Source organism: Streptomyces sp. NPDC017448, assembly GCF_044330565.1.
GTDB lineage: Bacteria > Actinomycetota > Actinomycetes > Streptomycetales > Streptomycetaceae > Streptomyces.
Window position 1 is genome coordinate 211671 of sequence record NZ_JBIRLM010000010.1, and the last position, 10892, is coordinate 222562.

Below are 10892 nucleotides of genomic sequence, written 5' to 3' on the forward strand. Positions count from 1 at the left end.
CTCCTGATCAGTCGTAGCGGCTCGGTGATCGGGCCGCCGCGGGCATGGCGGACCACGCCCCAGCGGGTGGGGGAGTGCGGGCGGTACGCTGCGCCGGCCTCACCGGCGGCGGGGGCCGCCGGGGGAGAGCCGGTCAGACGCGGATGACCTGCGGCCCGAGGAGGGAGTAGCGCTGGGCCTCGGCCGAGGAGAGTCCGGAGTCGGTGACGATCGCTTCGAAGTCGGCCACCCCGGCGAACCGGCAGAAGCTCACCGCCCCGAACTTGCTGTGGATCCCGGCGAAGATCCGCCGCCGCGAACTGCGCAGCGCCTGCGCCTTCACCTCGGCGACGGCGGGATCCGGAGTGGTGAGGCCGTACTCGCGGGAGATGCCGTTGGCCCCGAGGTAGGCGAGGTCGATGACGAAGTCCGCGAGCATCCGGGAGGCCCAGTGGTCCACGGTCGCCATCGTCGAACCCCGCACCCGGCCGCCCAGCAGGAGCACCGAGGTCTTCCCGGCGCCGGCGAGGGAGGTGGCCACGGCCAGGGATGCGGTGACCACGGTCAGCGGCCGGTCCCGGGGAAGCGCCTCAGCGACGAGTTGCGGGGTGAAGCCCTCGTCGACGAAGACCGTCTCGGCGTCACCGAGCAGATCGGCGGCCGCGGCCGCGATCCGCGACTTCTGGGGGACGTTGCGCGTGGTACGGACCGCGAGCGTGGTCTCGAAGCCTGCCGACTCCACCGGGTAGGCGCCGCCGTGGGTCCGGCGGACGAGCCCGTGCTCCTCCAGGACGTGCAGATCGCGGCGGACGGTCTCCTTGGCCACCTTGAACAGGTCCGCCAGGGCGTTCACCCCGACCGAGCCCTCCCGCCGGGCGGTGTCCAGAATTCCCCGACGGCGTTCCTCGGTGTCCACGGTGCACGTCCCTGGTCGCTACTGGGCCCGTTACGGGCGGAGTCCGCATGTCCGTTCGGACTCGTGTGTCGTTTGTACAAGCAGTGCCGGGGCTACGACCAGCCACTTCCCCTTGTTCCCTCGGCCCGTTCGTGCCCGTTTCCCCGTCGACTGCGGTGCTGGTCACGTCCGGTGCGGCCTCCGGGCCGGTCGTGCGGCGCGCCCGTTCCACCGCGGGCCATGCCCGAATGGCGCCCGAAGCGCGGAGTCCCGGCCTCCGCGAGGCCGGAGGAGGGCAGGGGAGGACGGGACGCACAAGGGGGGCGACAGAACGGGCGCACCGGGACGAGGGGGCGCCAGAACGGACGCGCCGGGACGAGGGGGCGGGGCGGGGGCGGCCGGAGCGGAGCAGGGTGGGGCGGGGCGGGGGAGCGGGCCGGGTCAGGAGAGCACGGCACTGTCCTCGTCTTCGCCGCGCCGGGGGCGGGGTGCCTCGCCCCTGGCGGGTGAGGCGGGGTAGAACCGCTTCGCCCAGCGCCGGAAGGGGCCGATCGGCCCGTCCCCGGCGGCCAGCCGGGGCGGCTGTTGGTACTGCTTGTGGTGCCAGATCGGGAAGTCGGCGGCGGTGAACTCGCAACTGGACCGGAAGACGGGGCGGTCCAGGAGGCGGGCCGCGGTACGGCTGACGACCCGGGCGAGCCGGGGCGGCAGCCGGCCCGGCTCGTCGAAGGCGATGCGGTTGAGCTGACGGAACTGCATCCGGTTGGGGCCGATCGCGGTCGGCATGACCATCGTGCACATCCGCAGCCCGAAGCGGGGCGTGTGCACATCGGCGTGCAGACAGCCCAGCCCGTAACCGGCCACCTTCACCTCCACGGTGAAGTCGCCCACGAGCGGCGCCGACTCGTGGGCCCGCATGGCGACGCGGAACGTCGCGCCGTCGTACGCCACGGGACCGTCGATCTCGGCCTTCGCCCAGCCGTGCAGGGTGGCGAAGTGCCCGAGGTCGACCGAGTTCTCGATGACCTCCTGGACGTTGCCCGCCAATTCCCAGGCGGCCGTGCGCGCGGGCCGGTGGCCGATCTCGTGCCACTGGGGGACGGACCAGTCCGGATCCCGGCCGTCGTGGTGCCGCCAGACGAAGACGCCCCCGTTGACCTCGTGGACGGGCAGGTGCGTCAGCGGGGACCGGGGCGGCGGTGTGCCGTACCCCGTCCGCACGCACCTGCCGTCGGGGCCGAACGAGAAGAAGTGGAAGGGGCAGGTGAGGTCCTCCCCCTCGACCTTCGCCAGACCGAGATGGGCCCCCAGGTGCGGGCAGTACGGCCGGACGGCGCGCAGCGCCCCCGTGCCGGTGCGGTACAGGACGACGTCGCCCCCCGCGAGCGGCCGGGTGAGCACGGCGCCCGGCCGCAGCTCGTGCGAGAAGGCCAGCGCGGACCAGCCGCTCGGATACGGCAGCGCGGGAGCCCCCGCCGCGTCGGCCGGTGTCGGACCCTCACTGATGGCGCGTCCGTACTGACGTGACACTCCCACGCGTCCCCCTCCACGACTGGTCCCCCCAGAGGCTGCCCGGGAGCGCTCCGTGATCCCCCCGACACGCCGCACCTCACCCGAAGGGGATGAGAGGTGCGACGTGTTGACGGGTCGGGGGAGGAGCGGAGGAGTGCGTCCGCGGCCTCAGAGCCGGTCGCCGAACGCCTCCGCCAGCTCACGCCACGCGGCCCGCGGCAGCCCTCCGCCGCCCTCCTCGGCGGTGAGCACCTGCAACGCAACGTGGTCCGCCCCGGCGTCCAGGTACTCCCGGGTCCGGCGCACCACCTGCTCCGCGTCGCCCAGCGCGAAGAGCGCGTCGAGCAGCCGGACGCTGCCGCCGCCCTCGAAGTCGCCCTCGGTGAACCCCAGACGCAGCAGGTTGGCGGTGTAGTTGGGCAGTCGCAGGTACATCTCCAGCATCGTCCGCGCGGTGGTGCGGGCCCGGTCGGGGTCGGTGTCCAGCACCACCGTCAGCTCGGGGGCGAGCAACGCGTCGGGGCCGAGCGCCTCGCGGGCCTCGGCGGTGTGCTCGGTGGTGACGAGGTAGGGGTGGGCCCCGAGCGCCCGGTCCGCCGCGAGCCCGAGCATCTTCGGGCCGAGGGCCGCCAGGACCCGGTGGCCCGCCCCGACGGACGGTTCGGCGGCGTCGAGCGCGTCGAGGTAGGCCACCATCGCGCTGTACGGCTTCGCGTACTGCGGCACCATCGGGCCGTGGCTGACCCCCAGGCCGAGGACGAAACGGCGGCGTTCTTCCGGCTCGATCGCCGCGACCGCGGCGGCCACCTCCTCCGCCGTGTGATCCCAGATGCTCAGGATGCCGGTGGCCACCGTGACCGAGCGGGTGGCGGCCACGACGGCGGCGGCGTCCCCGGGCGTCGGACTGCCCCCGACCCATACGGTGCCGTACCCCAGTTCGTCGAGCTCGGCGAGCGCCTCCGTGATCGCCTTCCCGCCGGCGTCGTCCACCCGCGACGCGTGCAGCGCGCCGCTCCAGATCCCCACGCGTCCGAAGTTCCTGCCCGTACCGGAAATCTCAGAAGTCATGGTGGGATCAACAACGCTCCGCCCCGACTATTCCTGACGGACCGAAGGTTCACCCGTCCGGCGGTGCGGGGGGCGTGCGGCGCCGCACGGCACCGGCCCGGCCCGCCCGCCGCCCCGGGGGCGTCCTCACTCCTCGGGGACGTCCCGCATGAACACGACTCCGTCGATACGGGGCAGCTGGGCCGGGTCGAGCGGGGCGTAGCCGAAGTACGGGGACGTGCGCCGGCCGGGGCCCGGGGAACCGAGGGCGGCGGCCAGCTCCGCGGCGTCCACCAGACAGGTCTCCTCCCCGTGCGCGTACAGGGCCCCCTCCAGGGTGTCCGCCGGTGGAGCGTCGACCCCCTGGTGCCGCAGCGTGCCGAAGGCGGTGGCCAGAAACCCGTAGTCCTCGCCCAGCCGGGCGCTCACGAGGGAGCCCGCGCTCCACCACTCCAGCGGCATCCCGCCCATCCGCATCGAGCTGATGTCCCGCTGGAGATGGCTGTTGTGGGCGTGCACCAGGACCGGCCCGCGCTCGGCGAGGGCGAGGAGGCGGTCCGCCATCATGTGGTCCCGCAGCCCCGACAGCCGCGCCAGCCGGCTCGGCGACGCGTCGGCCATCCAGTAGTGGTACCGCAGCAGGCCGACGGCGGTCCGCGCGTACAGGCGCACCCGGTCGAACGCCTCCCGGGGGACCGCCGTGGCCAGGTGCGGCGTCCAGATGTCGAGCAGCGTCCCCAGGTCGTCGGCGAGCAGCCGCAGTTCGCGGGCTTCGGCCGACCGTCCGAAGGACGCGGCGGGATCCAGCATCGCGGCGGGATCGGTCCACCGGTCGTCGGGGCCGAGCAGGCGGTCCAGCGTTTCGGCGGTGCAGGGGAGCAGGCCGGTCTCCACATGGTCCGCCAGGCAGCGGTGGAGCGCGGTGAGGGCCGTGCGGGGGCTCGCCGCGCAGGCCATCTCCAGAGGGCCGTCGAAGCCGGCGAACCGGAGCTGGTCGAGCGCGGGCCGGCCGTCGTTGAAGGCGCGCATCCAGCGCACCAGTTCACGGTTGGCGGCAGAAGCCCCGAGACCGTGGTTGAACCCCTGCTCCATCACCTCGTCGAGGCTGCCGGCGCCCGTCGTCACGTAGTCGTCCACGAGGAGTCCTGCCACGCAGTCGCTCTCGAGGGCGACGGTCCGGTAGCCCGCCTGCTCGACCAGCTCCCGGAAGAGGGCGTTGCGCAGCCGGAGCGGGGCGTCCACCCCGTGGGTGGGTTCGCCGAGGGTCAGCACCCGGGGCGGGGCGGCGAACAGCTCCATGACGGAGGCCGCCTGGACGGCATGGGCGATGTCCTTGATGTCGTTGGCCATGGCTTCAACCGTATCGTTGAACTCTCGGTGGAGACTTTTCCTCGGTATCCTCGTCCGCATGGGGAAAAACCCTCAAACAAGTAGACGCCTCCGGCCGGTCGATCTGGCTCGGCGGCACGGATTGTCGACGCAGGCCGTCCGGAACTACGAGGCGGCCGGGGTCCTGCCGGTCGCCGGACGCACCCCCCACGGCTACCGCACCTACACCCCGCTGCACGCGCAGGCCCTCGCCGCCTTCCTGGCGCTCCTCCCCGGCCATGGGCACGCGGCGGCGACATCGATCATGCGCGCGGTGAACCACGGCGAAGAGCAGGAGGCGTTCCGTCTCATCGACGAGAGCCACGCCCAGCTCCTGGAGGACCGGCGCACCCTGCGAGCCGTCGAGAGCGCCCTGCGTGACCTGAGGCCCGACGCCGCGCCCGGGACCGACCCCGCGCCCGGCACCGACCCCGCGCCCGGGACCGGTGCGGCGCCCGGCCCCGGTGCGGGGCCCGGGTCCGGCGGCGGTGGGATGTTCGTGGGCCCGCTGGCGGCGAAGCTCGGGATCAGGCCCGCCACCCTGCGGGCATGGGAGCGCGCCGGGATCGTGGCCCCGCACCGCGATCCGCGCACCGGATACCGGGTGTACGGCGGGGCCGATGTGCGGGACGTGCGGCTGGCCCACCAACTCAGGCGGGGAGGCTACCGGTTGGAGCAGATCGCCCTGCTGGTCGACCGGCTGCGGGCGGCCGGCGGTCCGGAACCGCTGGCGGCCGCCCTGCACGACTGGCATGCCCGGCTGGCCGCCCGCGGGCGCGCGATGCTGGCCGGGGCCGCCGCGCTGGACGCCTACCTCGACGAGCGCGGCGTACCGGCCACCCGGCCGGACCCGGAGGGCCCGCACGCCACCTGACCAGGGCGGCGGCCCCCGCGGCGAACGTGGGCGGGCGACGGCCCGCCGCCTCCCGGCACCGGCTGCCGCCCTGCTCAGGCCGGCAGCCGGCCCAGCAGAGCCCCGAAGCCCGTACCCGCGGGAAGAGTGCCGAAGGCGAGCCCCTGGTCACCGGCGAGACGGGAGGCGCAGAACGCGTCGGCCACCGCGCCCGGCGCGTGACGCACCAGGAGCGAGCCCTGCAGCACGAGAGCGGCCCGCTCGACGACCCGGCGGGCCCGCAACGCGGCGTCCTCCGGCCGGTCCAGCTCCGCCCGGAGATCCCGCCAGGCCGCGTCGAGGCGCGCGTCCGCCCCGGCGGCCGCCTCGATCTCGGCGCGCAGCGCTTCGAGCGACTCCGGCTCACGCGTCAACGCCCGCAGCATGTCGAGGGCGTTGACGTTGCCGGACCCCTCCCAGATGCCGTTGAGCGGGGCCTCGCGGTACAGCCGGGGCATACCGGACGCCTCGTCGTACCCGTTTCCGCCGAGGCATTCGAGGGCTTCGGCCACCGCCGCGGGCTGCCGCTTGCACACCCAGTACTTGCCGATCGCCGTGGCCAGGCGCAGGAAGGCGCGTTCCCCGGCGTCGCCCCGGTGCGCCCGGTCGGCGGCCCCCGCCAGGCGCAGCGCCAGGGTCGTGGCCGCCTCCGACTCCAGCGACAGGTCCGCCAGTACGTTGCGCATCAGCGGCTGGTCGACGAGCAGGGCGCCGAACACCGAGCGGTGCCGGGCGTGGTGGGCCGCTTGGGCGAGCGCGGCACGGATGCCGGCGGCGGAACCGAGCACGCAGTCGAGCCGGGTCATCGTCACCATGTCGATGATGGTGCGCACCCCCCTGCCCTCGTCGCCCACGAGCCAGGCCACGGTGTCGTCGAACTCCGGCTCGCTGGAGGCGTTGGAGCGGTTGCCGAGCTTGTCCTTGAGCCGTTGGATACGGAAGGTGTTGCGGCTCCCGTCCGGCAGCACGCGCGGCACCAGGAAGCAGGACAGGCCGCCCGGCGACTGGGCCAGCACCAGGAAGAGATCGTTCATCGGCGCACTGGTGAACCACTTGTGTCCGCGCAGCCGCCACGTCCCGTCGCCCTGCTCGACGGCGGCCGTGGTGTTGGCGCGCACATCGGTGCCGCCCTGCTTCTCCGTCATGCCCATACCGGCGAGCAGGCCCCGCTTGGCGGTGGGCGTGCGCAGCCCCGGCTCGTACACCCGGCTGGTCAGCAGCGGTTCGTACGTGGTGGCGAGGGCGGGGGAGCGGCGCAGGGCGGGGACCACGGCGTACGTCATGGAGACCGGGCACAGGTGCCCCTGCTCCAGCATCGAGGCCAGCATGAAGCCCCCGGCGCGGGCGACATGGGCTCCGGGGCGCTCGTCGGCCCAGGCCGCCCCGGCGAGTCCGGCCCCGACCGACGCCTCCATCAGGGCGTGGTAGGCGGGGTGGAACTCGACCTCGTCGATCCGGTGGCCGAAGCGGTCGTGGGTACGCAGCTCCGGCTCGTGGCGGTTGGCCTGGTCGGCCCAGTGCTGCGCCTCCTCGCTGCCCACGTAGCGGCCGAAGCGGTGCAGCTCGTCCACGTGCCACCCGGCGCCCTCGCGCCGTACCCCTTCGAGCAGCACCGCGTCGTCGGCGGCGTCGTGACCGAGGAGCGGAGGCGGCTGGTTGGTCACCTCGTGTGTCACGGCGGACGGGTTGCTGCGCGGGGTGTCGGGCGGGGTCATCGCATTTCCTCCGGGACGGCGGGACGGGGGGGCGCAGGGACGCGGTGCGGGTCAGGGGGCCGCGCCCGCGCAGCGCAGGGCCACGGCGGTGAGGCGGGCGACGAGCAGGTCCGCGTCGTGCGCGGCCGAGGTGGTCAGCGGGTACACGAGGACCTCGCCGACGGCGCCGGTGAGGGCGGCGGCGGTGGTCTCCGGGTCCTGGGCGGGCAGCAGGTCCGCGGTGATCCCCTCGTCGATCACCGCGGCGAACAGCGCCCGGTAGCGGCGCCGGAAGGCGAGACGCTCCGCGCCGACCGCGGGCTCGGCGGGGGCGGCGAGCAGGGCGTGGGCCAGACCGGGGTTCTCCAGGGCGCGGCGGGCGAACACCTCCACCCCCCGGCGCAGGCGCTCGGTCGCGTCGCCGTCGCCCGCCAGCACCTCGGTCAGCACCTCCACCTCGCGTTGTGCGGCACGCCGGAAGACCTCGACCGCGAGCGCGGACTTGGACGGGAAGTGCTGGTAGACGGAGCCGGCGGCGATCCCGGCCGCGTCGGCGACGGCCGTCACGGACGCCTGCGCCCACCCGGCCTCCGCCACCACCTCGGTGGCGCGTACGACGAGATGCTCCCGGGCGGCTTCGAGCCGGCGCGCTTCGGCCGGGGTCTTGCGATAGGCCATGGAAGAAGTGAACCATCATTCAGAGCATCGCGCCACGGTCGTGAGCCGACGGGCGGCGCGCCCGTCCTCCGGCGGCCCGGGGCCGGCCGGGCGGGCGCGGCCGTCGCTTCGGCCACCCCGCCGCCATGGTCCGCGTACGGCGCCGGACGTACCGCCCGGCCGCCGTGCTCCCCGGTAGGAGCCCCTCTGTTGCTGACGGCGCTCACATCGAGTTCTACAGGCATGTGCGCATTGCTTATATGGGGGTGGGTAAACCTTCATGTCATCGCCGCAGACCCACGAGAACACCGTCGAGGTCGATCTGGTAGGCCGTGAGGTCCCGGTTCCCCGGGGCGGTCTGTACGACCGGTTCCGGATGGCCGCCGATCTCGACGAGATCGCCCGGGATCCGCGCGTCGCCGCCGTGGACTTCTTCCGACGGCAGTCGAAGACCAAGGTCGATTCGCCGATCGGGCCGACGCCGACGCCGAACTCCTCACACCGTGCTTCCCCTGGCGGTCTTCACCCTCGGCGGCCGCTTCATCGCCCCGCTCGGAGAGGTCGGGGAACTGCTGCCGTGCTACCGGGGGGCAACGTCTTCGACATCTCCAAGTCCACGAAGCGCTCCTCCGGCTTCGCCGTCACCTCCTACCGTGAGGGCGTCGCCCGGATCCTCGACCGAGGCCTCCGGTGGAACGCGCGGCGGGGGGGCCCCCCCCCCGGGGGCCCCCCCCCCCCGGGCCCGCCCCCCCCCGGGGGGGCCCCCCCCGGCCCCCCGCCCCCCCCCCCCCCCCCCGGGGCCCCCCGGGGGGGGGGCCCCCCCCGCCGGGGCCCCCCCCCGCCGCGCGTTCCTCAGCGCCTGCGTGAGCCGCCGATCCGGTTACCGGCCCCCACCCCCGCCACGTGCAGGGCGAGGAGCATGAGGCCGAGCAGCATCACGTTGCCCGACGCGAACACGTCATTGGTCGAGAGGTCGGCCGCGTTGATGAGGAACGCGATGAAGAACAGAACAGCAGCGGCTATACCCAGCATGGGAGTTGCTCCTTCCGAGCGGTGCAACCCGTGTGCCCGGCATCGGGACGGGTAGGCCCCCGGCGAGCCTCGTACGACGCGGCGGAGACGAACCATGCGCCTCCGACCGCCCCCGTGCCCCACCGGCGGCGCGGGGAGTACGGTCACAGCGGTTTCTCCGGGCCGGGGGCCGGGTATATCAGGTGGCCGTCGCGGAGACGCGCGTTCTCGTTGAGGACGGCCGGCTTCGCGGCCGTCCTGGACATGATGTGCACGACCTCCACTCCGGCGGTCAGGAGCGCGTCGGTGATCAGCCGGCGGTGGCACCGCCACGGCACCGCTTCACTGCACATGATCGCGGTGGACTCGCGTTCCGCGAGGCGGATCAGTTCCCGCAGACCCTCCGCGAATTCTTCGCCCGCCATGTGATCGGCGTAATCACGGAAGGCTTTCACCCGCCACGCGCCGTTCTCGCTCGGGACGTTCTTGGGGGTGTAGCGCCGTCCGCCGAGCCCGGGAATCCAACGGTAGGAGATGCCGGGCGGCAGATTCTCCACGACGGCCGCCCGGTTCCACTGCGGGTGCTTCCTCGACGAGGGAAAGGAGCGGACGTCCACCAGGCAGGTGACGTCGTGTGCGCGCAGCATCTCCAGAACGTCCTCGAACGAACGCGTGGAATGGCCGATGGTGTGGACCCGGGTGGACATCGGCCGCTACGCCTTCGTCAGCGCGCCGCCCTTGTGCATGGCGATGTGGCCGGTCTTGTCGCTCTTGACCTCGTACTGCGGGTCGTCCTCGGAGCAGTGCCGGGTACGCCCCTTGAACTCCACGTCGCGCGTGTGCTTCTTGACGACGACGCCTTCGACGTGACCGGCCTCGGAGTTCCAGCGCACATGGTCGCCCACGGTGAACGCGCTTGCCATGTCCGTACCTCCGGCCCTCTGTCGCACGCCTCGATCCTTCACGGCCTCCAGAATCTCATGCGTCCGGGGAGGCGGCTATCCGGCGAGTACGTGGCGCTGGGAGGCCCTTCGGCCTCACCCGGCACCGGCCACGAGCCGGAGATAGCGGTCCCAGTCCCAGAGGACGCCCGGGTCGGTGTGGTCGCTGCCCGGCACCTCGTGGTGACCGACGATATGCGCGCGGTCCCGGGGGATGCCGTGACGCGCGCAGATGTCGGCGGTGAGTTCGGCGGACCGCAGGTACATGATGTCGGTGAAGAACTCCGGGCGGTCCACCCACCCCTCGTGCTCGATGCCGATGCTCCGGGTGTTCCAGTCCCAGTCGCCCGCGTGCCAGGCGATGTCCTTCTCCCGTACGCACTGGGCGACATGGCCGTCGCCGGAACGCACCACGTAGTGGGCGGAGACCCGCTTGGCGGGGTCGCGGAAAATGCCCGCGGTCGGCGTGAACAACTGCTGGGCGACGTGGATGACCACACGGTCCACCCGCCGCTCGGAAGGAGGGGACGGCACGGTGTAGTTGGCGGGGGCGGCCGGGGCCCACAGCGCCGTCGCGTAGTCGGTGGCGCCCTCCGGCGCCGCCACGGCCCGCGCGGAGGCCGGCAGGGAGGCCGCCGCTGCCGTCGCGGCGACGCTCTGGAGGATCCTTCTGCGATGCAACAGCACTCCTGAGTCCGGGGGCGGGCCTGAGACCGCGGGGGGCGTACGGAGGGGGCCGCCGGGGCCCCGGCGGGAAGATCACCCGTCGAGGCGGATGACGGCCCGTACGGGGCCTCCGGTTCCCCGCGGCCACCACCCGGACGCGTACCCCGGTCTGCCGCGCACGGTTCCCGCCCGGCCGCGCGTCAGGGCGCCTCCCGCGCACGGCCCCCGCC

General features: G+C 73.7%; 11 protein-coding genes. 1 reads left to right on the forward strand and 10 read right to left on the reverse strand.

Annotation, left to right across the window (positions count from 1 at the left end; genetic code table 11):
* Window positions 1–133: 133 nt before the first annotated feature.
* The 4 genes from ACH4K1_RS18955 to ACH4K1_RS18970 all read right to left on the reverse strand — a co-directional run bounded on the left by ACH4K1_RS18955 (window position 134) and on the right by ACH4K1_RS18970 (window position 4783).
* Complete coding sequence (locus tag ACH4K1_RS18955; RefSeq protein WP_228994656.1) at window positions 134–895, reverse strand: DeoR/GlpR family DNA-binding transcription regulator; 762 nt, start codon at window positions 893–895, stop codon at window positions 134–136.
* 420 nt (window positions 896–1315) lie between these two features.
* Window positions 1316–2410: a Rieske 2Fe-2S domain-containing protein gene (locus tag ACH4K1_RS18960; protein WP_398090431.1), complete on the reverse strand. Its 1095-nt coding sequence runs from the start codon at window positions 2408–2410 to the stop codon at window positions 1316–1318.
* Window positions 2411–2554: 144 nt separating this feature from the next.
* Complete coding sequence (locus tag ACH4K1_RS18965; RefSeq protein ID WP_398090432.1) at window positions 2555–3454, reverse strand: LLM class F420-dependent oxidoreductase; 900 nt, start codon at window positions 3452–3454, stop codon at window positions 2555–2557.
* 126 nt (window positions 3455–3580) lie between these two features.
* Window positions 3581–4783 carry an erythromycin esterase family protein gene (locus ACH4K1_RS18970; RefSeq protein WP_398090433.1) on the reverse strand — a complete coding sequence of 401 codons (1203 nt, stop codon included), beginning with the start codon at window positions 4781–4783 and terminating at the stop codon, window positions 3581–3583.
* A gap of 58 nt (window positions 4784–4841) precedes the next feature.
* Between ACH4K1_RS18970 and ACH4K1_RS18975 the strand changes: the two genes are divergently transcribed.
* Entirely contained in the window at window positions 4842–5675 is an 834-nt protein-coding gene (locus ACH4K1_RS18975; RefSeq protein WP_398090434.1) for a TioE family transcriptional regulator, read from the forward strand.
* 74 nt (window positions 5676–5749) lie between these two features.
* Here ACH4K1_RS18975 and ACH4K1_RS18980 read toward each other — a convergent pair whose 3' ends face one another.
* From ACH4K1_RS18980 to ACH4K1_RS19005, 6 genes are all read right to left on the reverse strand, one after another.
* Window positions 5750–7408, reverse strand: a complete 1659-nt coding sequence (locus ACH4K1_RS18980; RefSeq protein WP_398090435.1) for an acyl-CoA dehydrogenase family protein — start codon at window positions 7406–7408, stop codon at window positions 5750–5752.
* Between the two features lie 51 nt (window positions 7409–7459).
* On the reverse strand, window positions 7460–8065 hold the full coding sequence (locus ACH4K1_RS18985) for a TetR/AcrR family transcriptional regulator (RefSeq protein ID WP_398090436.1): 606 nt from the start codon (window positions 8063–8065) through the stop codon (window positions 7460–7462).
* Between the two features lie 831 nt (window positions 8066–8896).
* A complete protein-coding gene (locus ACH4K1_RS18990) occupies window positions 8897–9076 on the reverse strand; it encodes a hypothetical protein (protein ID WP_398090437.1) in 180 nt (59 codons plus the stop codon).
* A 143-nt stretch (window positions 9077–9219) separates the two neighbouring features.
* Window positions 9220–9762 (reverse strand): DUF488 family protein, encoded by a 543-nt coding sequence (locus ACH4K1_RS18995; RefSeq protein ID WP_398090438.1) that lies wholly within the window; start codon window positions 9760–9762, stop codon window positions 9220–9222.
* 6 nt (window positions 9763–9768) lie between these two features.
* Window positions 9769–9978, reverse strand: coding sequence for a DUF2945 domain-containing protein (locus tag ACH4K1_RS19000; protein ID WP_398090439.1), 210 nt, complete (start codon window positions 9976–9978; stop codon window positions 9769–9771).
* 114 nt (window positions 9979–10092) lie between these two features.
* The gene (locus tag ACH4K1_RS19005; RefSeq protein WP_398090440.1) at window positions 10093–10677 is read right to left on the reverse strand and encodes an N-acetylmuramoyl-L-alanine amidase; all 585 of its coding nucleotides are present in this window, start codon (window positions 10675–10677) and stop codon (window positions 10093–10095) included.
* Between the last annotated feature and the right edge of the window lie 215 nt (window positions 10678–10892).

Bases quoted from the DNA above. Each gene is read 5' to 3' on its own strand.
- ACH4K1_RS18965 (WP_398090432.1), bottom strand. From the start codon at position 3,454: ATGACTTCTGAGATTTCCGGTACGGGCAGGAACTTCGGACGCGTGGGG.
- ACH4K1_RS18970 (WP_398090433.1), bottom strand. From the start codon at position 4,783: ATGGCCAACGACATCAAGGACATCGCCCATGCCGTCCAGGCGGCCTCC.
- ACH4K1_RS18975 (WP_398090434.1), top strand. From the start codon at position 4,842: ATGGGGAAAAACCCTCAAACAAGTAGACGCCTCCGGCCGGTCGATCTG.
- ACH4K1_RS18980 (WP_398090435.1), bottom strand. From the start codon at position 7,408: ATGACCCCGCCCGACACCCCGCGCAGCAACCCGTCCGCCGTGACACAC.
- ACH4K1_RS18985 (WP_398090436.1), bottom strand. From the start codon at position 8,065: ATGGCCTATCGCAAGACCCCGGCCGAAGCGCGCCGGCTCGAAGCCGCC.
- ACH4K1_RS18990 (WP_398090437.1), bottom strand. From the start codon at position 9,076: ATGCTGGGTATAGCCGCTGCTGTTCTGTTCTTCATCGCGTTCCTCATC.
- ACH4K1_RS18995 (WP_398090438.1), bottom strand. From the start codon at position 9,762: ATGTCCACCCGGGTCCACACCATCGGCCATTCCACGCGTTCGTTCGAG.
- ACH4K1_RS19000 (WP_398090439.1), bottom strand. From the start codon at position 9,978: ATGGCAAGCGCGTTCACCGTGGGCGACCATGTGCGCTGGAACTCCGAG.